This is a genomic window from Pseudomonas sp. TH10 (assembly GCF_016651255.1).
Taxonomy (GTDB): Bacteria; Pseudomonadota; Gammaproteobacteria; order Pseudomonadales; family Pseudomonadaceae; genus Aquipseudomonas.
In genome coordinates this window covers 1-23,544 of sequence record NZ_JAEKEG010000021.1, presented here as the reverse complement: position 1 = coordinate 23,544, position 23,544 = coordinate 1, and the positions used below count along the sequence as shown (strand labels likewise).

Here is a 23,544-nt window from a genome sequence, read left to right as displayed (position 1 = left end):
TGGGCTATTCGGTGCTGGCCATCGACTACCGCGGCTTTGGCCAGAGCAAAGGTGACCTGCCTTCTGAAGCCAGTGTCTACGAAGATGCACGTGCGGCCTGGGAGCGTTTCACGGCGATGCAGCCCGACGCCAGCAAGCGCCTGATCTACGGGCATTCCCTGGGTGGTGCGGTGGCCGTTGACCTGGCTGCCGAGCTGGCGGCCCAGGCAAAAAGAACCGCGACCCGGTGCCTGTGCGTGGCCTGGTGATCGAGTCCACCTTCACGTCACTGGGGGATGCGGTGGCCCAGGTGGCCGATAACAACTTGCCGGTGAAGTGGCTGCCGGTGCGCTGGCTGCTGTCGCAGAAATTCGATTCAATCGACAAGATCGTCGACATCGACATGCCGTTGCTGGTGGTTCACGGCCTGGCCGACCCGCTCATGCCGTCGCGCTTCAGCCAGCAGCTGTTCAACGCCGCCAATGAACCCAAGCGCCTGCTGCTGATCCCCGGTGGCACGCATAACAACAGCATGAGCCTGGGCCGTGCGCAGTACCGCCAGGCGCTGGAAAGCCTGATGAAAACCACTCCAGCGCAGGTAGCCGGCCCTGCCGCCGGCCGGGCTGCACACGATTCCTGAGGCTCAGCGGTAACCCTGGGCCTGCAGCTGGAAGAGCTGCGCATAGCGTCCTTCGGCCGCCACCAGGCTGGTGTGATCGCCGCGTTCGAGTATCCGCCCTTGTTGCAGCACGATGATGTGGTCGGCATTGCGCACGCTGGAAAAGCGATGGGAGATCAGCAAGGTCATGCGGCCCCTGGTGTGCTGGCTGAAATGCTCGAACACCGCCGCTTCCGCCGCCGGGTCGAGGGCCGACGTCGGCTCATCAAGGATCAGAATGTCGGCATCACGGCGCATGTATGCCCGGGACAAGGCAATTTTCTGCCACTGCCCGCCGGACAGTTCCTGTCCCCCGGCAAACCAGCGCCCCAGTTGCGTCGCATAACCGCGGTCCAGCTGTTCGATGAACGGCGCGGCCATGCCTTCAGTGGCGGCTGCCTGCCAACGCGGTTCATCGTTGAAGGCCCGGGTATCGCCCACCCCGATGTTTTCTCCCACGGTGAACTGGTAGCGGATGTAGTCCTGGAAAATGACCCCGATGCGCCGTCGCAGTGCCTGTTCTTCCCACGCTTGCAGATCGCTGCCGTCGAGCAGGATGCGCCCCTGGTCCGGGCGATACAGACGGGTCAGCAGCTTGATCAGCGTGGTCTTGCCTGAACCGTTTTCCCCTACCAGCGCGACGCTGTGGCCCGGCACCAGGTGCAGGTCGATGCCTTCCAGGGCCGCGCGACTCGCCCCGGGATAGCGAAAACCGACATTCTCGAAGCGCAAGCCATCGCCCGGCGCCACGCCCTCGGTCAAATGACCACTATCGGCCACCACCGGTTCGCCCAGGTATTCGTAAAGGCTCGACAGGTACAGGCCGTCCTCGTAAAGGCCACTGATGGCGCTGAGGCTGCTGCTCACCGCCGACTGCCCCTGCTTGAACAACACCAGGTACATGGTCATCTGGCCCAGGGTGATGCTGCCGTGAACGGTGTCGACCACCACCCAGGCGTAGGCCAGGTAAAACGCCGCGGTACCCAACAATCCAAGGACAAAACCCCAGCCATCCCGGCGCAGAGTCAGGCGCCGGTCCTCGGCGTAAAGACGGGCGAACGTGTCGCGATAGCGCTGCAACAGCAGGGGTGCGAAGCCGAACAGCTTGACCTCCTTGATGTAGGCCTCGTGGGACAGCAGGGTCTCGATGTAATTCTGCTGGCGACTTTCCGGCGCGCGACGGGTGAATAACCGGAAAGCATCCCCGGAAAAATGCGCCTCGGCAAAAAACACCGGCAACGCCCCCACCACCAGCAGCGCCAGGGCCCACGGCGAGAAATGCACCAGCAGCACGCCGAAGCTGATCAGCATGATCAGATTCTGGATCAGCCCCAGCGACTTCATCACCAGCGCCAGCGGCCGGGTGGACGCCTCGCGTCGCACGCGCACCAGCTTGTCGTAGAACTCGGAGTTTTCGAATTGCACCAGGGACAGGGTCTGGGCTTTCTCCAGGATCATCGTGTTGACCTTCTGCCCCAACTGCACCCGCAACAGCGACTGCTGGACCGACAGCGCCCGCTGGGTCGCGGACAACAGGGCGAGCACACCCGCCTCGAACAACACGTAACGCACCACTGGCCACAAGGGTGCACTGCCCTGCTGGGCATGCAACTGCATGGCGAAGACCACCGCATCGACAATGCGCTGGCCCAGCCAGGCGGCAAGCGCCGGCAGTATGCCGGCGATCAGGGTGGCGATCACCAGGCCGATAAACAGTGCGCGGGAGGTACCCCAGACCAGAAGCAAGGCGCGTCGGGCCTGGTCGAGCAAGGAGGTGACGCGATTCAGGGCAACTGGCATGCGGTGCTGGACCCGGCATAGTGATGGCGTGAGTGCGCCATGTTACTTCAGCCAGGGGTCGGGGCGGTCACTGCAACAGCCGCAGTTTTTACCTTTTCACGCGGACAGACGTCCACGCCCACCAGACCCGCCCGTGGGACAAACTGCACCGCCTTGGTATCGGACTTCCACAACCGCACGAAGTAAGTGCCATCCGCTTCGGCAATGACCCGCAGCGGGCGACTGAAACCGGGCCTGTCGGGATCGGTGATCGACTCGAAGCCTTTGCTCTCGGCGCCGAAATTCAGCACCGTGCAATTGCGTGCGCCGGAGGCGGACACCTGGAAGGCGAAGCCGCCGAGCCTGGCGCCCGAGGCAGGGTAAAATCCCAGCACCATGACCAGCACCATCACCGCGCACGCCACCATGGCAAGGGGGTTGTCGTGGCTGCGCATCTTCACTACGAACAGGGCGCCCAGCAGCTGGATGATCCACAGCACCAGCAACTCCACCAGCATCAACGGCACCATCCACCACAGATTGCTCACATAGCGGCCGGCGATGTCGATCGCCACGATGGTGACATTAAGAATCACGCCCATCTGCACGAAGGCCGACATCAGGCAGGCAAATCGGAAGTCCATCGACATGGGGCCGTCGATACCCAATGTCATCAACCAGTAGTAGGCGGCAATGGTCAGCACCGTGCCCACGACCGCCAGCAGGGTCCAGTACCAGGTGGCAGACACCTGGGAACCGATCACGCTCAGCAACGCGCAGAACGTCCCGAGTACCACCAGGCTGGCCGCCCAACGTCCCAGCATGCGCTTGTGGCGCTTGCGCTGTTGCGCGGTGGCCGGGCCGAGGGTGAGCTCGTCACTCAGGCGCCGCTGCGAATCATTGAATCGATGAAACAGTACAAAGATCGGCAGCAATACAAACGCCAGCAGAATCGAAATGATGAAGATCAGAATCGCCGACATCACCGGCAACGCCGTGATGACCGCCGAAGAGGTGATGCTCAGCGGGATTTTTTCTTCCTGGATGTATTGGTACAGGTACACCCCGGCCATCAGCAGAATGCCCACGGTCAGCGGCCAGGCGCGCTCGTTGAGCCACAGCAGGCACTGGCTCAACTGTTTGAAACGATCGGGGGTGGCAGTACGCGGGGGAATGTTTTCGATATCGGTCACGTCGACAGGCTCCAGTTCCATGGGGGCAGGTACAACGACTGTACAGGCCCAAACGCAGGAAAACATCGGGGCCGAGCTTAATCAGAAGCGTCCGTCAGATCTTTCGCCAATGCCCCCTGGAAACGCGACCGGTACTTGCCCGGGCTCTCCCCGGTCCACTTCTTGAACGCCCGATGAAACGCGCTCGGCTCCTGGAAACCCAGGCGCTCGGCGATGTCGCCGATGCTTGCACGGCTTTCGCGCAACTGCTCGAACGCCACGCCACGCCGTACTTCGTCCTTGATTTCCTGGTACGAGCAGCCTTCGCGCTCCAGCTTGCGGCGAAAGGTGCTGGGGCTCAGGTGCTGTTCAAGGGCAAAAGCCTGCAGGGTCGGCCAGTCGCTGTATGGGCTGTTGCGCAGGCGCTGGTGCACTTGCGAGGCCAGGCCATGCTGATTGCGGAAGCGGATTACCAGCCACTGCGGCGCCGTGCGCAGGAACACCTTCAGCGAGGCCAGGTCCTGGACCACAGGCAGGCGCAGGTAGTGGCTGGCGAACTCGATCTCGGTGCGCTCGGCCCCCAGTGTCAGGTTGGGCCCCCAGAGCAGTCGGTCATCGCTGAGGGCTACCCGGGCATGGCGGAAGTCGGCACGGTCGATCGGAATGCGCCGGCCACCGAGCCAGCACAACAGACTGATCATCAGCACCAGGAAGGTCTCCTCGCCAAATCGACTGACTTCAGGGTTCTTCGCCCGGGATTCCAGGCTAATGACCGCACGCTTGCCACGTACGGTCAGCGTGCCGCGAAAATCGCGCAGGAACAGGCCGAAGTTGGCCACGGCACTGGCGCATCGCCTTGTGCAGGTCGGGTTCCTGGATCAATGCCCGACAGATCAGGGCGAACGCACCCGGCGGCATGCCATGGGAGTCGAGCAGGAAAAATTCATCGTCGAGCTCGCGGATCAGGATCAGCCATAGCGCGGCAAACGCGCTGGCAGGCACTCGCGCTGTGGGCTGCCGCACCAGCAACGGGTCGATGCCGGCCTGTAGCAGCAGCGCTTCGCGACGCAACGGATCGGCGCCCAGCTCCTGGACCATGGCTTGCACAAAGTAGGCGGCGACCGAATCCTTTTCCCGCATGTGAACGCTTCACTCCCCAGTATTCGAATGGCAAAAAACACCAGTTGCGTTGAACAGTTGCGGCATAGGACAACTGCCCTGCCCGCTCTAGACTCGGCGCCAATAGTACGCTTTTGGCCGCCTCGACGGCCAAGGTATCGCAAGGTTTTGAGCGCAAGGACTGGAACATGGATCTGCAAAATATTGGCGTAATCGGCGCGGGCACCATGGGCAATGGCATCGCCCAGGTGTGCCCAGGCCGGTTTCGATGTGATCTTGCTCGACATCAGCGAGAGCGCGCTGCAAAAAGCGCTGGCGACGGTGGGCAAGAACCTCGATCGGCAGGTGGCCAAGGAAACGCTGAGCGAAGCACAAAAGCTCGCGACCCTTGCCCGGATCCGCACCAGCACTGACTACAGCAGCCTGCAGGCCGTGCAGCTGGTGATCGAGGCGGCGACCGAAAATCTCGAACTGAAACTGCGGGTGCTGCAACAGATCGCCGCACAAGTGGGCAGCGGAAGTGCGTGATCGCTTCCAACACGTCGTCGCTGTCCATCACTCAACTGGCCGCCAGTGTCAGTCAGCCCGAGCGTTTCATCGGCCTGCACTTCTTCAACCCGGTACCAGTGATGGGCTTGATCGAGGTGATCCGCGGCCTGCAAACCAGCGACGCGACCCACGCTCTGCGCTGGAGATGGCGACTACCCTGGGCAAGACCGCGATCACCGCCGGCAACCGCCCGGGTTTTGTGGTGAACCGGATCCTGGTGCCCATGATCAACGAAGCGATCCTGGTGTTCCAGGAGGGCCTGGCCAGCGTCGAGGACATCGACGCCGGCATGCGCCTGGGCTGCAACCAACCGATCGGCCCTCTGGCATTGGCAGACCTGATCGGCCTGGACACCGTGCTGGCAATTCTCGAAGCCTTCTACGATGGATTTAACGACAGCAAATACCGCCCTGCTCCACTGCTAAAGGAAATGGTCTCCGCCGGCTACCTGGGACGTAAAACGGGGCGTGGCTTCCATGCCTATGCCTGAGCGCTGTTCACGTTTTGCCGAATACCGGGACAAGGTGCTGGAGCTGTTTGCCAGCAAGGGTTTCGGCCAGGTCGGCATGCGTGAACTCGCCACCTGCCTGGGGCTCGCCCCGGGCTCGCTGTATCACCATTATCCGAGCAAGCAGCACTTGCTCCTCGATCTGATCGAGGAATTCTATGAAGAGCTGCTGGCTACCCTGGGCCGCGTCGAACAAAAGGCTCCGGCCAAGCGCGAGCGCCTCAACAGCCTGATCCGCGCCCACCTGAATCTGCATGAGGACATGCCTTGGCATTTTCGCCTGGTAGAGCGCGACAGCGGTTGCCTTAACGATGAGCAGCAAGTGCGAGTGCAGCGGCTGCGCGAGCAGTACGAGCGCAAACTGCTGAAAATGCTTGGGGTGCGGTCGCGCTTTAGCGAACAGGGCCTGCTCGCCGCCGGGCATGCCATCGCCTCGCTGCTCAACAGCGCCCCCACCTGGTTGACTCATCACCCGCTGGACGAAACCGAGCGCGACGAGCTGCTGGAGAACATGGTCAGCGGCGCCATCGAAAGGCTGCTGGTACCGCGTCGCTCGAGTGAGGCGATAAGCCTGGCTACATCCATAGAAAAAACATCTAAAAAACCTCGGCAATCGCCGCGATTTAGCGCTTTGCTACCCGGGTCGATCATCTTCAATGACCGGGAGCTGAATCATGAAAATCAATCCCTATCTCATCTTCAACGGCGACTGCAAAGCCGCCTTTACGTTCTACGCCCAGGCGTTAAACGGCAGCATCGACGTCATGATGACTTTCGGTGAAAGCCCCGCCCGCGAAAACGTCCCCGCCGACCTGCACAACCTGATCATCCACACCCGCCTGTCGATAGGTGACCAGGCCATCATGGGCTCGGACACCACCCCGGATCGACCCACGGATGACATGGCCGGCTGTTCGATATCGCTGAACGTCGACAGCATTGCAGAGGCCGAGCGGGTGTTCAGTGCATTGGCCGAAGATGGCAGCGTGCAAATGCCGCTGGAACCGACGTTCTGGGCGGCACGGTTTGGCATGTTGCAGGATCGGTTTGGAGTGGCGTGGATGGTGAACTGCGAGAAGGATCAGTGATTGGCCGATTGGCTGACTGGCTGCACCTTGTGGGAGCAAGGCTTGCTCCCACAATTTCACCTCTAACAGCGGGATAGTTTCACCGTCAAAACAGGTGGGCCAGATCCTCGGGAAGCGCTCATCAAAGCTTCGCGATCGAAACCTCAGTCGATTTAACAAAGGCAATTACCTCACTCCCCACCCGCAACTCCAGGTCCCGCACCGAGCGGGTGGTAATCACCGAGGTGACAATCCCGGACGCCGTCTGCACATCAATCTCGGAGACCACTTCGCCCTGGACGATTTCCTTGATGACACCCTTGAACTGGTTCCGCACGTTGATCGCTTTGATGGTCATGTTAAGGTTTCCTGTCTGAGTCTTGTTGGCTGGCACACATGTGCAGGCCCCCAAAGTGCACCGAGCGGAACAACATTAAAAGGAATATATAATTATCTATCTATGCCTTTTTGGAATAAAAAGAGTTGCTTGATTCGATAGTGAAAGGTATTACGCACTGCCGGCACCGACACCGCCTTGCCATCAATCATCCGCGGCTGATAGCGAAATGTATCGGCAGCGGCCAGAGACGGTCGCATGAACATCGGGTGACAACCCTCAAGCACCTTCGGATTCTCGACCTTGCCCTGCGGATTGACTGTGTACTCCACCGTGCAATCGCCCTCCAGGTTCTTATCCAGCGCGCGTTGTGGATAGTCGGGCGCTTCCTTGCTCAATGGCAGGTACTGACGAGTGTCGGCAGCGGCCTGGGCAGCCGCCTGTTGACGGCCTCGCTCGGCACTCAGGCGCGCCTGTTCGGCCTGCTGTGATTGCTGTTGCGCCAGGCGCTGCTGTTCGACTTCGCGAGCGCGGTTTTGCGACTCCAGGCGCTTACGGTTTTGCTCGACTTGGAGCTCACGCTTTTTCTCTTCGACCCGCTTGCGAGCCAAGGCCGCCTGCTGCAACTTCTGCACCTGGACCTGCGGGTCGACAGCCGGCTTGCTCGGCGCCGGCGTCGCGGCCACAGGCTCAAGCGGTTGCACCACGGCAGGCACCGGTATGGGTGACGGTATCGGTGCCTGAAGCGCAGGTGCCTCGGGCGTCGGCGCCAGGATCACCAGTTGGGTACGCAAGACCGCCGGCTGCTCGGCCGGAGCCATCTCGGCCACCCAACCCCGCACCAGCAACCCCAGCACGATCACGTGCAACCCGACCGCAAGGCTCGCAGCCAGGCCATTGCGCCACAGCCCGCTGCGATCGACCGGCGCAGCCGCCAGGTAAGGCCTGTGCATGATCATCGCCGTCATTGCGGGGCCTCGGTCACCAACCCCAGATTGCTCACCCCGCCCTGCTGCAACGCCGACATCGCGGCGACCACGCTGCCATAACCGGCGTCCTTGTCGGCGCGAATGTAGACCTGGGTGTCTCGCCGCTCAGCGACCACCTGCGCTACCTTGGCCTGCATGTCTGCAAGGCTCACCGCACTGTCGGTCTGGTTGCGGGTATCGAGTTCGCCGCCCAGATTCCAGTAGTAACCGCCCTCGGCTTTCACCGACAGGGTGAGGATCTGCTGCGGGCTGTCATTGGCCAGTGCTTCGCTGGCGACCTTGGGCAGGTCGATTTTCACCCCTTGGGTGAGCATGGGCGCGGTGACCATGAAAATCACCAGCAGCACCAGCATCACATCGATATACGGCACCACGTTCATCTCGGCCTTGGGTCCGTGTTTGCGTTGCGGTCTGACCAACATCGTCACTCTCCTTTCAGGCGGCGGCGGCCAGGTTGATCGGCGCGCCATGCAGCTTGCGGTGCAGGCGCACTTGCAGCTCGTTGCCGAACGCGTAGTAGCGCGTCAGTAACGTCTGGCTACGCGAGGAAAAGCGGTTGTAGGCAATCACCGCAGGTATCGCCGCAAACAGGCCGATGGCCGTGGCAATCAGCGCTTCGGCAATGCCCGGGGCCACGGTGGACAACGTCGCCTGCTGCACCTGCGACAACCCGAGGAAGGAATTCATGATGCCCCACACGGTGCCGAACAGGCCGATGTAGGGGCTGACCGAACCGACCGTGGCGAGGAACTGCAGGCCTTTTTCCAGGCGCACTTCCTGCTCGCTGATGGCGACATAAAGCGCCCGCTCCACGCCCTCGAGCACCACGTCTGCAGCATTGCCCGAGTGTTGGTTGAGGTGGTTGAACTCCTGCAAGCCGGCCTGGAAAATGGGCTCGACGCCGGCTTCGCTGTCAGTGTTTTTCGCCGTTTCGCGATGCAACGCCAACAGGTCCGGCGTGCCGCGAAAGCGCTGCACGAAATCGTTGAGTTGTCGCTCGCGGCGCTTGAGCACGCTGCTGCGCAGGATGATCAGGTACCAACTGAGCAGCGATGCCAGCAGCAGGATAAGCATGACCGCCTTGACCAACAGACTCGCGTCGCTGATCAGCCCCCAGATCGTCATGTGTTCGAGTGTGGCCTGCATGGTGAAACTCCTTGTGCGGGGCTCGCGGGCCGTCGATGCGCGACGGCCGTTGAGCTATTCGATGAAAGTCAGATGACAGGGTGATGACGTATCAGGGCAGCTTGAGCGTCCTGGGTCACCTCGGCCCATGGTACGAACTTGAAGTTCTGGCTTTGCTCGGGCATACGCTTGCGGCCGTCTTGCACCACCAACAGGCCCTCGATCCAGGCTCCGCCGAGGTTGACGGAAGTGACCTCCAGGCCATCGGTTTCCGAGGCGCCGTCGATACCGAGGGCAGTATTCAGACCGACACGAAAGGCGCCACGGGCAGCGAATGGCGGTTGGGCATCAAGCACCAGGTAGCTGTCGTTGCCTTGGCTGGAGATCACCAGATAGTCATTGCCGGCGCTTTGATACAGCGCCAGGCCTTCCACATCGGCGTGCAATTGCGGGCCAACCTTGATCACGCTGCTGAGCGTTGCCGGTTGATCCGCCCTCGCATCCACCGACCACACGCCCACATCCTCCTCGCCGAGAAACAGCCGTTGACGCTGATCATCGGCAACGCAGCCCTCGGGCTGACTGGCGACCTTGAACTGGCGCACCAGCTCACCCTGGACCGTGCCGTTCGGCGCACTCAAGCGGTACTGCAGGAAGGTCCCGTCCTTGCCGTTGGCGAATGCAAAGAGTTCCCCGCTGGCTGGCTGGAACAGGCAGATGCCGTAGATTTCCTTGAGGGGCGTGGCGATCTCGCCGGCCTCGCGCAGCTCGCCGCTCTGGCGATCGATACTGAACAGGCTGAGGCTGTTGTGATCGCGATTGCTCGCCACGGCCAGATCGACCGTTTGCTGACCCAGCTTGAAGTTGGGCCGCACATCGACATTGTTCAGACGCCCGACCGGCAGTTCCTGAAGCAACTTGCCCTGCAGGTCGTACGCCAGCAAACCCTGCTTTTTGTTGGTGCCCAGCACCCGACTCAAGCCTGCCTGCTGGGGATGAATCCAGATCGCCGGATCATCGGCGGCGTCCCCCTGCCGTCCTACCGGTTCGGTCTGCGCCTGCGCCGGCACAACCGGCAGCTCCGCGGGCCGTGCGACCGGTATGGCTTGCCAATCGAGCTGCCCCTGATACAGACGGCCATCGTCATCGTCGCGCAACAACACTTCAAGCCCCTTGGCCGTCGCGCGCACGTCGAGGTTTTCCGGCTCCTTCATCCCGGGCAATGCAAGGCTGGCCTGGGCCACCCAGCGCTCGCCCTGCTGCTGATACAGGTGCAATTGCGCGGCCTTCGGGTCGAGTGCAACCACACCCGCGGGGGTCAGGGCCATGGCGCCAGCGCTGCGTTTGATCTCGCCGAAAGGCTCGCGCAGGGCAACGGGGCTGCGCGTCACTTCGGCCTCGGGATGTGCCGGGTAAGCCCACCAGCCGACGTTCTCCTCGTTGACGACCAACTGATGGGCGCCATCGTCGACCCGACAGTCCGTTGCCGAAGGCGGCAACGGCAGACCGCGCACCCTTTGCGGCTGCGCATCAAGACGGGCACCGTTGCCAACCAGCCACTGTTCACCCTTGCCCTCCTCGCCCACCAGGAACAGGAACAGGTTACTGGCCTCGTCGCGGTACAGGCACAGGCCATTCACCGGGTAGTCACGTGTCGGCAGATAAACCGGCTGACCCCAGCTGCGCTGCTCAGCATCAAGACTGACCAGCATCGCTTGCTGCCGCGCATTGTCGAAGCTCGCCACCAGCACACGGGAGCCCAGGGCGCGGCTGTCCAGGCTGGCGAATGATCCCTGCAGGCGCGCCAGTTCCGCGCCTTTGGGGTCGAGTAACAGCAAGCCATCTCGCTGACTGACGGCCAGGCGGTCAGCGCCGGTCGGCAGGAACGCCACGGCGTCGACCTTGAGGTTCGGCGCCCAGGGCGTGATTGTCAGGTTCGCCGGGCCAGCCATGGCCTGGCTGACGCTCAGGCTGATCAGGGCGGCGAGCAGGCAACGGGAGGGTGATAAAAAAATGCTCATGAACAGGCAAGTTCCTTTTGGTGCGTACAACCTGATGGCAGCGGCGGCCATCCCGGGCTTAGAAGTGGGTGAAGGTCAGGCCGAGCTTGAAGGTCGGGCCGTACTCTTCGTACTGGCCGTTGTAGGCGCGCTGCCCGGTGTAGACGAAGTACGACTCGTCTGTGAGGTTTTGCGCCTCGAAGCTCAGTTGCAGGCTTTTCGTCAGCGAATAACGCGCGCTGAAGTCGACGAAGGTTTGCGCATCGACGTGCAGGTCGTGGGCCTTGTCGTTGATTGAGGCCAACTCGTAGAGATAGTCGGATTTGTAGTTGGCCGAGACGCGCAGGCTGAGCTTGTCGTTCTCCCAACCGAGCATCAGGTTGCCGACCGTGTCGGACTGGCTCGGTAGATCGATGCTGCGTTTGCTGTTAGTGCCGGTGGCGGCATCAAAGCCCTTGATCTCGGCATCGGAGCGGCTGAAGGTGGTGTTGGCACCGATCAGCAGGCCGTTCCATGGCGCAGGCAGCCAATCGAATTTCTGCGAGTAGGCCAGTTCCAGGCCATAGAGTTTGGCGCTGTCGCCATTGGCGAACGTGTGCGCCTCGGCGAAATCGACCCACGCACCGGTACCGGCAAGGTCGGTGTTGTAGACGAAGTTCTGAATGTCCTTGTAGAACACGAATGCCGACACCGTGCCCGCCCGGCCCATGTAGTGCTCGATACCGAGGTCGAGGTTGCTCGATTCCAGAGGTTTCAGCTCAGGGTTGCCGAACGTTGCCTCATCGCCGTCGATGACAAAACCCGGCGCCAGTTGGCCGAAGGTCGGGCGCACCACGGACTTGGTCCACGCCGCACGAACCTGAGTGTTTTTGTCCAGTTGGTAGCGTGCATGCAGGCCCGGCAGCCAGTGGTGATATTTGCGTTGGGTCTCGGTGGCCTCGAAGTCGCCGTCGGTGGCGCCGGTGCCTTTGGCTTCGAACTCGGTGCCCTCGTAACGCAGGCCGGCGATGAAGCGCCAATCATCAATATCGACGGTGTTCATCAGGTAACCGGCGTTGATGTCCTCGCGCATCGTGAAATCGTTGACGGCTGACTCGGTCGGGTCATAGAAGTCATCGCGGTTCAGCCCGCCGATCAGGTTCTTGATCGCACTGCCGCTGATCCCTGGTCCGAACTGGCCGAGACGATAATCCACGGTGCCTTTCTGCGAACTGCTGCCAGGTTGAGCTGCTGGTCGTTGAAACCCAGCTCATCGAAGTCTTCATAGACCCAGGCGTCGAGATCATTGTCCTTGTTGCGGCGACTGACCTTGCCGCCGAACTTGACCTGCGAGGCGTAGCCCTTGAAGTCATAATCCCGGGCCAGGTCCAGGCGCAGATTCTTTTCGGTATCGGTGGTGCGCTGCTTCTCCCAATCAACCTTGTCGAGGCTGAAATTGCCCGGGTCGTAGAAGCCCTGGCCGATGATCGGCCGTGGCTTGTCGTTGTCGTAGAACCCACTGTCGGCAAAGTCATCAGTGCCAGCGAAGGCAGCGTTGGCAATGTGCCCCGGGCTGTCTTCGCTGGAACGGCTGTAGCCGGCCTGCCCGCTCAGGGTCCAGAGGCCGAACAGGCGCTCGCCGCCGAGCACGTAGGACTGGATTTCCTGGGTCTCTTCGCGCTGTTTGAGTTTGCGTTTGCCTTCAGCGTCGCCCAGCACGCTGGCGGCTTGCGGGTCGGCGAACTCGAAGCTGGTGGAGTTGCGCGTTTCGCTGTCCTTGTAACGGCTGTACAGCGTGCGCAGGTAATAGCTGCTGAGGTCGTCGGGCTTGTAATCGAAGTTCAGACCGCCGCCGGTGCGTTCGCGGCTGATGTCGTAGTCACGCTGTTCGAACTCCTGCAGCCGGGCGCCTTGCTCGAAATCCCAGGCGCCGCCGGTTTCGACATTGTCCGAACCGAAATCACGTTTCTGCCAGCTCAACGCAGCGGCAACCCCAAAATTGTCGATGCCATCGCCGAGGCTGAAACGGTCGCTGACCGCGCCGGAGAATTTCGGACTGGTCTGATGGCTGTTCTTGTCGTAGCTGGCTTCAGTGCCGCCGGTGTAGAACAATCCCTTGTGATCGAAGGCCGAGAGGCTTTGCACATCGACCGTACCACCCAGGAGTTGGCGTCCATGTCCGGGGTCAGGGTCTTGATCACCGACAACGACTGCACCAGTTCGGACGGCAATACGTCGAGGGCGACGGCGCGGCGTTCGCTTTCCGGCGAGGGCACCAGCGTGCCGTTGATGGTGACGCTGTTGAGGTCGGGGCCCAGGCCGCGCACGCTGACAAAGCGGCCTTCGCCCTGGTCGCGCTCGACGCTGATCCCGGGCAGGCGCTGCACCGCTTCGGCGACGTTTTCGTCGGGCAGCTGAGCCATGCCGTCGGCGTGCACCACGCTCTTGATGCTGTCGGCGCTGCGCTGTTCCTTGAGTGCCTGGTCGATGCTCGCGGCCTGCCCCACGACCTGCACGTGCTCGGTGGTGGTCGCCGATTCGGCGGCACTCAGCCGTTCGCTGGCGATCGCCATGGCCAGAGCGGTAAGCGTGAAACCGACAAACCCGGCTGTGCCTGCTGCGCTGGTACATGTGTGTCCTCCCCCAAAGAGTCCGGTCAGGCCAGGCAAGTGGCCCGGCAACTGGAGGGGCAAGCTAGGGGTGACGCATGACGCTTCTGTGACAGGGGGTGGCAGGGAAGGCTTCAAAACGCGCTTTTGCGCGAATCGGCGGGGGCAAATGAGCTGAAATGACCTGCCTCGCCGGACGCAACTTCTGTGGCGAGACAAACTCCCTCGCCACAGGGACGCTTGGTCAGATAAAAATGTGGCGACATCACTGAGCTGATTCGACCTCCCCCCTCCGTCACCTGGCTGTCACAAACATCTGCTGTGCTGGCGCGCATTGCTTCTTCGCCAAAGGATCGCGGCCATGTTCTCAGTGCTCAAACCCCACCGTTGGAAACTCGCCGCATTGTTGCTGGCGGCGAACCTTGGCTTGTTGCTGTGCCTGGCGTGCGGGGATCTGAAATCGGTCAGCGAATGGGTCTGGCTGGACATCATCGGCGAAGGTGGCTCGGCGTTGCTGGCGTTGGTCTGGCTGGGGCTGGTGCTGAAAAGCCGTCCTGCCGGGCGGGTTACCAATTATCTGGCGCTGGGGCTCAGTTGCATTTTCTTTTCCTGGTGGATCGACAGCCTCGACGAGTTTATTCGCCTGCCCGACAGCATCACCTGGGATCACTGGCTGGAATCCGGGCCGATGCCGGTGGGCATGGTGCTGCTGACCATTGGCATCTATCACTGGCATCGTGAGCAACTGGCAATCAGTGCGCAGATGGAGAAACGCGAACGGCTGTTCCGCGAGCATCGGCTGTTCGACAAACTCACCCCGCTGGGCGGCGCCGATTATCTGAAACGGCAACTGGCCGACAGCCTCGCCGAAAGCCTTGCGCAGCAACAACCGCTGTCGTTGCTGGTGCTCGATCTGGACAACTTCGCCGCCATCAATCAGGCCTACGGGCATGCCGAGGGCGACGCGGTGTTGCAGGCCCTCAGCCATGTGCTGCTGCTCAACCTGCGCCGTCAGGATCTGCTCTGTCGACTGGCCGGCGACCGCTTTGTGGTGCTGCTGCCCAATACCGGCGAACGGCAGGCGCAACTGCTGGCGCAAGAACTGCGGATCGCCGTGCAAGCGCTCGCACACAAGACCCGCCAGCATGGCGAACGCTTGCAACTGGCGGCCAGCACGGCGGCCGTCATGGCCCTCGATGAGACGCCCGAAGCGCTGCTCAAACGCCTGAACCTGGCACTGGCGCGCGCCAAGTCGCCGTTGGCCAAAAGCGCCTGAGGCCGACCATGACCGTCAAAACCAGTTGGTACGAAAACGACAGCCGTTTCATTCCCGGGCATTACCAACCGGCGACGCTGATCGACCTGGCGCTGTCGCGTGACATTGACAGCCATCGCCTGTTGCGCGGCACCGGGCTGTTTCATGAAGACATTCTGGCGGGCCAGACGCGGCTCAGCCCGCAGCAGTTTCTCGGGCTGATCGGCAACAGCCGCCGCTTGCTCGACGCTGACGACAGCAGTTTCCTCTTCGGCCAACGCTTGCTGCCGGGGCATTACGGCCCTGCCAGCCACGCCCTGCGTCATGCACAAAACCTGCACCAGGCACTCGATACCCTGGTGCAACAACAGACGTTGCTCAGCCCCCTGGCCGCACCACGCCTGGTAATGGACGACAAGCACGCCTATTTCTACTGGCTGGACAGCTGCGGCGCCGGCGAGCAGTGGCGCTTCCTGCTGGAGGCGAGCATGACGTCGATCGTCGCCATGAGCCGCTCCCAGAGTGGTCAGCGCCTGCCGTGGGAGTGCAGTTTCAGCCACGCCGAGCCGCGTTACGTCGAGCAGTATTGGGTGCACCTGGGCGAAGACACGCAGTTCAAACGTCCCCTGGACCTGATGCGCATCCCTCGCGAGTACCTGGTACGGCCCTGGCCCAACTGCTCGGCAACGGTCGGTCAGGTCGCCCGGCAGGAAGCCCAGGGGCAAATCGATCAGTTGGGTTTCACTGCAAGTTTTGTCGACTGTGTCTACCGCTACTTGCAGGCCCACGTGCGCGAGGCCCCAAGCCTCGAACAGGCCGCGCACGCCTTTGCCGTGAGCCCCGCGACACTCAAACGCAAACTGCAAAAACACCACACCGGGTTCCAGCAACAGGTGGATCTGGTGCGCAAGCACGTGGCGCTGTACCTGTATCAAATCAAAGGCTTCAGCAACGAAGAAGTGGCCGAGTACCTGAGTTTCAACGATGCGGCAAATTTCCGGCGCTCTTTCAAGCGCTGGACCGGTAGCACGCCTAAGTTGATTCGTCAGTTGTTCGGTTCCGGCATGGGCTAACGGGAATTTGCTGGGTTTGAGGCAGGCGGCTATGTTGTAACCACGGCAATCCAGCGGGATTGGACCATTGGCAAGTGGAGACTGACATGCACCTCTTCAAGGCACTGCTGATCACCTCACTAATGGCATCTGGCCTGCTGGGCCACGTTGCCACGGTCAACGCCGAGGGCGATATCGCCAAGGACGTCCGCCATGACCATCGTGAGATAGACAAAGGCATTGATCATGATGCCGACGAAATGGATAAAGCCGATAAACACGCTGACGAAGAAATAGATAACGAAGCTACCCACCTCGACAAAGAGCGGCACAAGGGTGACAAACACCTGGACAAGGAATTCAAGAAAGATCTTTAGACTGCCAAAGTGCAGGCCCGCCCTATTGACCGGGCCTGCAGTTGGTTACTTGGCGGCCAACCGGGTACCGCGCGGCGTTTCAAGTTTAGCCTGTAATAACAGCCATTCGCGCTGAATGATCGAATACGGAATAAACACACTGATGCGCTCGGCGCCTTTCACTCCGGGATGGGCACTGACATCGTGTAACGTCGTGGAATAAAAGCCCATGTTGATCCCGACAATATTGCCATCGTTGCCGATGACCGGCCCACCGGACATGCCCTTGACCAACGGTGCATCGTGGATGGCATACAGATCGCCGCTGTTCTCATCGGTATTGATAAATGGCGCCTGATACACCTTGCCCTTGCCGGTCGCGGTGGCCATATACGGGCTGGAGCCCACGGCGGTGATGGCCTCGCCTACCCGTGGCGCACGCCAGGCGGGATAGCGGCCGTTGGCTTTGTGACGGATGAACACCAGGTCGCAGCCGGTACTGCAGCTGTATTGCACATTGGGGATCAGCGGAGTGTGACGCGTCGTCACGGCGTATTCCTCGTTCCATTGCACAGCCGAAGCCATATACATATAGGGAAGAGGAAAGCCTGAAAAAACGGTGAAGTATGAGTCGTTGGCGGGCCCCGAAAAATCGGGTTTCACCATGCCGTTGCATCCTGCGAGTACAGCTCCTATTAAAAAGCAGGCCATGATCTTGATCATGATGAGTCACCGACTTAATAGGGAGGACGAGACTGTTTTTTGTCGTCAATTTTTATTTTTTAGTTGTAGTTATCCTTGCCGAAGGCTCTGCACCGGTACTTTGTTATTTATGGCCGATGTTCTTTAAACGTGAGTAAATGAATTGTGCTAAGTCCAATTGCTTTTGGTTACATACACTAAGACTTATTATTGGCGCCTAAATAACGACATATAAAAATCACTTCCATGGTTTTTTCTATGACGCCGTTTTACAAAATTCGCAGGGTGATTTCACAATCTGGCCTAAGCTCAAAATTGTCTCGGAGACGCGAGTGCGAGTACCGATCATCCGGTCGATGATCCTCTGCTGATTTCCCGGCCCCGACTGGCTCAAGGATTGCAATGGACGCCGATAGCTGCCCCAGAACAACGGATTTCTGACGCGACGGCAATTTATCAACGAACAGGGCGCCAGCACTACGCTTGGTCAGTCACCGGGAGACGTATCGTGTCAACTCTCAATGAAATCGCAGCGAACCACGCGAGAATGGCTAAGGCAAAGGAAGCGGAGATCATCGCCCTGGGGGAGCGAGAGGCGCAGGTGGTGGGCGGGTTTGAAGTCACCACCCTTGAAGTGCAGCACATGCCGCTGCACCTGATTGCGGGAGCGCAGGATAACCAGGCCGGTCAAGCTGCCGGTTACGGAATGTGACGGATATCCGCCGTTTCTACTGAATCGACAACCCCGCGTCCACCACGAAGTTTTGCCCCGTGCAGCCGCGGCTGTCATCAGACGCCAGAAACAGCGCCATGCGTGCGCAATCGCTGGCGTCGAGGCGGAACTTGAGCATTTGCTGGTCGATGAAATTCTGACTGGCCAATTCCAGTCCCGCCGGATCGCTGGCCCACATGGCATCCTGGCGGGCAGTGCGAATCGCACCCGGCACCAGACTGTTGACACGAATGCCACTGTCACCCAGTTCCCGGGCCAGGGTGCGGGTCATGCCATTGATTGCAGCCTTGGCAGTGGTATAGCAGACCATGCCGGGACGGCCCCTCATCCACGAAATCGAGCCCATGTTGATGATCACCCCGCTTCCGCGCCGGGTCATTCCCGGGGCGACCGCCTGGGCGGCGAAAAAGCGTGGCGCAGGTTGGTTTGCATACGTTCATCCCAATAGTCGACGTCGACGTCCTGCATGGGATGGCGATCGTCGCGGGCGGCGTTATTGATCAACACATCCACCGCCCCCCATTGCGCTTCAACTGCCGCGATGGCGGCCTGCAACGCCGGGATATCGCGCACGTTGCAGGGCAGGAATTTTACCCGGTCCTGGCCAAGCGCAGCAGCAAGTGTCTGCCCACCGGCCTGGTCCAGATCCAGGAAGGCGACGCGGGCGCCCTGCTGGTGAAACGCTTCGACAAATGCCGCGCCAATGCCTGAGGCACCGCCGCTGATCAGGATGACTTTGCCGGTCAGGGACGGGTAACGCGTTTGGGTATGCTGGCTCATGATTCAATCCTTGCAAAAATAGGGAAACTCAACCGGCAAACAAAGGCTCGGGGCAACCGGCCACATCGACCTCTACCGAGAACAGGCAACCTGACAGCGGCCAGGTCGCCAACTCCTCTGCACTGCGGTTTTCCCGGGCACTGGTGATGTACAGCGTGCGCAGGTCCGGGCCGCCAAAAGCAACCATGGTCGGCCATCGGGTGGGGACACGAATTTCATCGAGTTGGGTGCCATCCGGTGCCAATCGCAGGATGCGGCCGCCGTCGAACTGCGCACTCCAGTAGCACCCTTCACTGTCGAACGCGGCGCCGTCCGGACGCCCGCCCGGGCCGCGTTCGAAGGTGCGAACAGTCTGGCGGGGCCCCGGCTGGCCCTGGCCATCCAGGGGGTAGCGATACAGCACATGATTGGGTGTGTCGCTGTGGTACATCCAGGCCCGATCAGGACTGAAGGCCAGGCCGTTGGACACCATGACGTCGTGCGCCATGACTTGCGCATTCATGTGCTCATCGATGCGCATCAGGACGGCGCCATTGCGGTCCCGGGGTTGCCATATAGTCCCGGCCCAGAAACGCCCCCAGGGATCGACTCGACCATCGTTGAAACGACTGTCTGCGGGCCCGCAGGGGTTGTCCGCAACCTTGCGGCCCAGTGTTCCGTCCTCGCCCAGCAAGTAGATGCCAGTGCGCAGGGCAACGATGAAGCCGCCTTGCCGACGCAGGCCGAAACAGCCCAGGTGCTCGCCCAGCGTCAGGCTGGTCACTCCTCCGGTTTGCGGGTCCAGCCGATGCAATTGGCCGGCGAGAATATCGGCCCAATACAGCACCTGCTCCCGGACCGACCACACCGGGCATTCGCCCAGTTCACTGACTTGATCGACCACGCATTTGACGGTGTAACTCATACTATTGCTCCTGATCCATCCAGCCTGATGCTCATGCGCAGGGTGCGCGTCATGTTCTGCCCGGGGCCCAATACAACGATGCCGTGGGCCTGGGGCACAGGCAGGTTGATGGCGTTGTTCAAGTGACTGACCGGTTCGACCGCAATGAAATCCTGGGGTGCCGGTGGCGTAAAAACCACCAGGTGATCCAGCCCTTCCTGCGCGGTCATCTCGACGCCGACCCCGGCTTGCGGCCAATGCACTGAAGCCTGGCGATGCCAGCCTTCGAAACAGTTGTCCAGGCCGACGTGACCCAGCGCCCGACGCCGGGCAAAGTCCCACTGTGGCGGCACCGGCAGGCGTTCATGGGGCAACGAGTCGCTACCGTTGAGCCATACCGCCGATGCGGCAAATGACAGCTCGACCCCCTGGTGTCGGGGGAAATACGGATGCCAACCCAAACCGGCCGGCATTGGCTTGCGACTGGCATTACGCAACGTCATCGACAGGGAAACCCCTGTTCATCAAGGCTGACATATTGATCGACCTCAAACGCAAATGGCCAATCCTCGCCGCCCTCGCTGGCAGGATCATGGGACAGACGCAGGTGGCATTCACGGCTGGTGCAATCAACCACCTGCCACTCACGCTGCCATCCCACGCCATGCAGCGGATGAGCATGCTCGCCAAAATTGCGTGGCAATTGATATTCGTGCCCGCCGCACTGGAAGCGCCCTCCTGCGATGCGATTCGAATAGGGCACCAGCGGATAGCACGCTGAGCGGCGAACGTTGGGGGTGCAATCCCACGGCCGCAACAGCGCAAAACCCCGGTGCCGCAGACCGGCCAGGGAACCGCCCAGTTGTGGCAGTACGTCGAGCTGCAGGTCGCCGCTGTGCAGGCGAAGCATGTTCATGGGTGGCGCCTTTTTCCAACTGTTCATCAATGCTCAGAATCCCCAACGGATACCTGCTGTCATGGCCCACGGGTCGTACCCCTTGGGTACGCTTGGGTAGCTTTCACTCAACAGCGCAAACCCCTGTCCGGAGTCGGCATTATTCTCGATGTGAGACACGTAGGTGTAGAGCTGGGTATTGGTATTAAGCGAATACAGGTAGCCCGCGTGAGTGGCCCAGGCTCGCGCGCCCTCGGCTTCGATACGGTGCGAGACGCCAAGCGTGATGTCACCGGGGCCGAAAGTGATGCGTGCGTTGACCATCTGCGCAGAGGCGAACCAGCGTACGTCGGTATCGCGTTCGGAGTAGACGTAGTTCGCGCCCACAGCACTCCACCGAGCCGCACGGTGCCGGAGAGCACATGGGTGTTTTGCCGATACAACTCACCGGTCGTGAGCGAGGGAGCCGAATCGTGCTGGTTGAAGCCGTAGCCCAGCCTTGTATCACCATCGCGATAGCGCAGGTTGAAGCCGCTGGTGCGGTTCTGATCCGGACCGTTTTCAATACTGGAGTTACCGTAGGAATACCCCAGTTCGCTGGAGAACCCATGGACCTCCGGAGTGCGGTAGCGCACGGTGGTGTCATAGAAGCCACCGGTGCCACTTTTGCCCAGGGTCGTGGTGTGTTCCAGGCTCATGATCGAGGCCATGTTGGACAGGCCATACATCGCCACGTCCGAATCAAGGAACACCCAGTAGATCGGCATGTACAGGCTGCCCATGTCGACCGAACCGAATGGCCCGGTCACCCCTGCACCATAACCACGGTTGGTGGAGATCCTGCCCTCGTTGTAGCCGGTGCGCCAGATGTTGCGCAGCACCAGGCCGCGCTCACCGAACGCCCGCACGCCATAGCCGCTGTTCCCCAGTGCGTAGTCGATCTTCAGGCCAATTCGCGACGCCTGCAGGTTGCCGTCCGAGACCATGGTATGACCCGGGTGATCGTCGGTGAACTTGCCGCCCTGCAGCGACAGATCAAGAATCCCGTAAGGGTTGATGCTCAGGTTTCCAGCCTTGAACACCAACGGTGAGGCCGCATCGGCAGGGTTTCCCAGGAGGGTGCAGGTCATGGCAAAAGCAGCAAAAACGTAATTTTTATTATTCAAGTTCGCTTACTCGGGTACAGGTATTGGCGATCTCAAGGCGCAGGGAGGCCCGACGCCTCCCGAGAAGGAGGCGCACAGGGCGCCGTGTACCGGGAAAGGATTCAACTCACAGAGCGAAGCCCGCCAGGGTTTCGAAGGTCGCCTGCCAGCGACTGCCGACGCGGATGAACACCGGAGGCTGACCCAGCGGCGCTGCAACCGTCACGCGCTGGCCGCCGGCATATCGCTCGCCACTCCACAGGTGCTGCCATTGATCGCCACGAGGCAGATAGGCCGCCCACTCGCGCTGACCTTCGGCGTGCACGGGCGCCACAAGCAGGTCTTTGCCGTACAGGTATTGATCCTGGATCGAATAGGTCTCGGGATCCTGCTCGTAGTGCAGGAACAGCGGGCGCTGCAGCGGCAACCCGCTGGCCTCGGCTTCATCCACCAGGCTTTGCAGGTACGGACGCAGGCCGACATACAGTCGGGTCATGCGGGCGAAGTGCGCGTAAGTGTCGGCGTCCTGCCAGAACTGCAGGTTCTGGTCCGGGCGATTGCCTTCATGGGTACGCATCACCGGAGTGAACGCCGCCATCTCGGCCCAGCGCTGGAACAGTTCGCCGGTGCGGCAATTGTCGTAGAGGCTGGTGTAGCCGCCGATATCACTGTGGTGATAGGCATTGCCGAGCAAACCCGAGGACAGCGCACCACAGATGACCGTCTGCAATCCGTCATGGCGGCTGAAGTCTACTGACTGGTCCCCCGCCCACAGCAATGGGCAATGACGTTGCACGCCGCTGTAGCCGGCCCGCATGAAGAACAGTGCATCGCCGGTCTTGCCCGCGTTGGCAATGGCCCGTGCGTTGACCTCGGCCCAGCGCACTGGCCAGGCGTTGTGCTCGAGCATCGGGTCGGCATCGCCGGCCAGTTTCAGGTCGATGGGCAGGTACTCGCCGAAGTCGGCCATCCAGCCGGACAAGCCCTTGTCGAGCATCTCGCGCCGCAGGATTCGCTCTTCAAACCACTGCGCCGCTGCCGGCAAGGTGAAGTCGACCACGCCACACAGGAACTCGCCGAAGTCCACCAGATAGGTGCCGCCTTCGACTCGCGTGGCCAGGTAACCGGCTTCCTGCGCTTCCTGAAACAACGGACCGTCGTTGCACAGGTACGGGTTCACGTAGCCCATGAACCGGATGTCCTGTGCTTCAAGGCTGGCCACCCAGGCGGCGTGATCGGGGTAGCGCGTGCTGTTCCACTGCCAGTCCCAGAACAGGCGTTTGCCAAAGGAGGTGATGCGCAGGCCTTCCCAGTCCTCGCACCACAAGGCGCTCACCGCGACGCCCTGGTCGAGCGCATCGTCGAGACGCGCCTGGGCGTGTTCGCGGCCGTTCTTCAAGCCCAGAATCGCCCCTTTCATCACCCATGCCGGCAGGCGCGGCTGGCGACCGAAATGGCTCGATACCTGGCTGACCAGTTGCACGAAGTCATCGGCCAGGAGGAATTCGAACGCCTCGGGCACCGCCCAGAACTGCAGTTCATGAAATCGTTGATGGCGGAAATCAAAATCGGCGTAGGCCGTGGTCACCGCATGCAGGCAGTAGCGCTGGGAGGAAATGTAGGTCGGCTGCGGATAGTTGGTGTGGTAGTAGTCGCCGCCGGCATTGGCTTCGTTGTCCGCTTGCAGGGTGAGCCAGGTCGACTTGTCCCGGCCGACTCCGGGCTCCGAGGTCCAGAGCGGAAAATTGCGCCCGCGCAGGTCGAAATACGACATCTGCTCGCCGCAACCCCAGACATGCTCATCCGCTGCTGCCGGTACGCGCAACCACAGGCGGTTGATGCCCGCATCAATGTTCAGTGGCACCAGGCGCAA

Annotated in this window: 17 protein-coding genes and 7 pseudogenes; 8 read left to right on the top strand and 16 right to left on the bottom strand. The window is 61.2% G+C overall.

The genetic code is table 11. From position 1 onward, the window contains the following. Positions 1-619 (top strand): annotated as a pseudogene (locus JFT80_RS02775) (alpha/beta hydrolase); the annotation flags it as partial. 3 nt (positions 620-622) lie between these two features. On the opposite strand, the gene JFT80_RS02770 reads toward JFT80_RS02775, so the two are convergent. The 3 genes and pseudogenes from JFT80_RS02770 to JFT80_RS02760 all read right to left on the bottom strand — a co-directional run bounded on the left by JFT80_RS02770 (position 623) and on the right by JFT80_RS02760 (position 4,728). Then, positions 623-2,437 (bottom strand): ABC transporter ATP-binding protein, encoded by a 1,815-nt coding sequence (locus JFT80_RS02770; RefSeq protein ID WP_201146846.1) that lies wholly within the window; start codon positions 2,435-2,437, stop codon positions 623-625. Between the two features lie 47 nt (positions 2,438-2,484). Beyond that, positions 2,485-3,609 carry a hypothetical protein gene (locus JFT80_RS02765; protein WP_201146845.1) on the bottom strand — a complete coding sequence of 375 codons (1,125 nt, stop codon included), beginning with the start codon at positions 3,607-3,609 and terminating at the stop codon, positions 2,485-2,487. Positions 3,610-3,686: 77 nt separating this feature from the next. Beyond that, positions 3,687-4,728, bottom strand: a pseudogene (locus JFT80_RS02760) (AraC family transcriptional regulator). A 167-nt stretch (positions 4,729-4,895) separates the two neighbouring features. On the opposite strand from JFT80_RS02760, the pseudogene JFT80_RS02755 reads away from it, so the two are divergent. The 3 genes and pseudogenes from JFT80_RS02755 (at position 4,896) to JFT80_RS02745 (ending at position 6,852) form a co-directional block, all read left to right on the top strand. Beyond that, positions 4,896-5,746: pseudogene (locus JFT80_RS02755) on the top strand (3-hydroxybutyryl-CoA dehydrogenase). Continuing rightward, positions 5,733-6,380, top strand: a pseudogene (locus tag JFT80_RS02750) (TetR/AcrR family transcriptional regulator); the annotation flags it as partial. The pseudogenes JFT80_RS02755 and JFT80_RS02750, both read left to right, overlap by 14 nt. 58 nt (positions 6,381-6,438) lie before the next feature. Next, positions 6,439-6,852 (top strand): VOC family protein, encoded by a 414-nt coding sequence (locus tag JFT80_RS02745; RefSeq protein WP_122838427.1) that lies wholly within the window; start codon positions 6,439-6,441, stop codon positions 6,850-6,852. A gap of 121 nt (positions 6,853-6,973) precedes the next feature. Here the strand turns inward: JFT80_RS02745 and JFT80_RS02740 are convergent, their stop codons facing one another. The 6 genes and pseudogenes from JFT80_RS02740 to JFT80_RS02715 all read right to left on the bottom strand — a co-directional run bounded on the left by JFT80_RS02740 (position 6,974) and on the right by JFT80_RS02715 (position 13,834). Then, positions 6,974-7,189, bottom strand: coding sequence for a molybdopterin-binding protein (locus tag JFT80_RS02740; RefSeq protein ID WP_045061257.1), 216 nt, complete (start codon positions 7,187-7,189; stop codon positions 6,974-6,976). A 92-nt stretch (positions 7,190-7,281) separates the two neighbouring features. After that, positions 7,282-8,136: an energy transducer TonB gene (locus tag JFT80_RS02735; protein ID WP_201146843.1), complete on the bottom strand. Its 855-nt coding sequence runs from the start codon at positions 8,134-8,136 to the stop codon at positions 7,282-7,284. Beyond that, on the bottom strand, positions 8,133-8,579 hold the full coding sequence (gene tolR, locus JFT80_RS02730) for a protein TolR (protein ID WP_201146842.1): 447 nt from the start codon (positions 8,577-8,579) through the stop codon (positions 8,133-8,135). Before tolR ends, JFT80_RS02735 begins: the two co-directional genes overlap by 4 nt. Before the next feature lie 13 nt (positions 8,580-8,592). Then, entirely contained in the window at positions 8,593-9,303 is a 711-nt protein-coding gene (tolQ, locus tag JFT80_RS02725; RefSeq protein WP_122838424.1) for a protein TolQ, read from the bottom strand. Positions 9,304-9,394: 91 nt separating this feature from the next. Next, positions 9,395-11,303: pseudogene (locus JFT80_RS02720) on the bottom strand (phytase). A 58-nt stretch (positions 11,304-11,361) separates the two neighbouring features. Beyond that, positions 11,362-13,834: pseudogene (locus JFT80_RS02715) on the bottom strand (TonB-dependent receptor). Between the two features lie 397 nt (positions 13,835-14,231). Between JFT80_RS02715 and JFT80_RS02710 the strand changes: the two are divergent. The 3 genes from JFT80_RS02710 (at position 14,232) to JFT80_RS02700 (ending at position 16,554) form a co-directional block, all read left to right on the top strand. Further along, positions 14,232-15,146, top strand: coding sequence for a GGDEF domain-containing protein (locus tag JFT80_RS02710; protein ID WP_201146840.1), 915 nt, complete (start codon positions 14,232-14,234; stop codon positions 15,144-15,146). Between the two features lie 8 nt (positions 15,147-15,154). Beyond that, on the top strand, positions 15,155-16,198 hold the full coding sequence (locus JFT80_RS02705; protein ID WP_201146839.1) for an AraC family transcriptional regulator: 1,044 nt from the start codon (positions 15,155-15,157) through the stop codon (positions 16,196-16,198). 86 nt (positions 16,199-16,284) lie between these two features. Then, positions 16,285-16,554: a hypothetical protein gene (locus JFT80_RS02700; protein ID WP_240889805.1), complete on the top strand. Its 270-nt coding sequence runs from the start codon at positions 16,285-16,287 to the stop codon at positions 16,552-16,554. Positions 16,555-16,599: 45 nt separating this feature from the next. On the opposite strand, the gene JFT80_RS02695 is transcribed toward JFT80_RS02700, so the two are convergent. Then, the gene (locus JFT80_RS02695) at positions 16,600-17,199 is read right to left on the bottom strand and encodes a trypsin-like peptidase domain-containing protein (RefSeq protein WP_045060495.1); all 600 of its coding nucleotides are present in this window, start codon (positions 17,197-17,199) and stop codon (positions 16,600-16,602) included. Positions 17,200-17,743: 544 nt separating this feature from the next. On the opposite strand from JFT80_RS02695, the gene JFT80_RS02690 reads away from it, so the two are divergent. Further along, the gene (locus JFT80_RS02690) at positions 17,744-17,947 is read left to right on the top strand and encodes a hypothetical protein (RefSeq protein WP_045060494.1); all 204 of its coding nucleotides are present in this window, start codon (positions 17,744-17,746) and stop codon (positions 17,945-17,947) included. 16 nt (positions 17,948-17,963) lie between these two features. Here JFT80_RS02690 and JFT80_RS02685 read toward each other — a convergent pair. From JFT80_RS02685 to JFT80_RS02665, 6 genes and pseudogenes are all read right to left on the bottom strand, one after another. Further along, positions 17,964-18,748, bottom strand: a pseudogene (locus JFT80_RS02685) (sulfoquinovose 1-dehydrogenase). A 28-nt stretch (positions 18,749-18,776) separates the two neighbouring features. After that, positions 18,777-19,652, bottom strand: coding sequence for a 6-deoxy-6-sulfogluconolactonase (locus JFT80_RS02680; RefSeq protein ID WP_201146838.1), 876 nt, complete (start codon positions 19,650-19,652; stop codon positions 18,777-18,779). Next, positions 19,649-20,134 carry a hypothetical protein gene (locus tag JFT80_RS24725; protein ID WP_274610154.1) on the bottom strand — a complete coding sequence of 162 codons (486 nt, stop codon included), beginning with the start codon at positions 20,132-20,134 and terminating at the stop codon, positions 19,649-19,651. Before JFT80_RS24725 ends, JFT80_RS02680 begins: the two co-directional genes overlap by 4 nt. After that, entirely contained in the window at positions 20,131-20,547 is a 417-nt protein-coding gene (locus JFT80_RS24720) for a hypothetical protein (RefSeq protein ID WP_274610153.1), read from the bottom strand. Before JFT80_RS24720 ends, JFT80_RS24725 begins: the two co-directional genes overlap by 4 nt. Positions 20,548-20,654: 107 nt before the next feature. After that, the gene (locus JFT80_RS02670; RefSeq protein ID WP_201146837.1) at positions 20,655-21,656 is read right to left on the bottom strand and encodes a porin; all 1,002 of its coding nucleotides are present in this window, start codon (positions 21,654-21,656) and stop codon (positions 20,655-20,657) included. 142 nt (positions 21,657-21,798) lie between these two features. Then, positions 21,799-23,544 (bottom strand): alpha-glucosidase (locus JFT80_RS02665; RefSeq protein WP_201146836.1); only part of this gene is annotated, 1,746 nt, incomplete at its 5' end.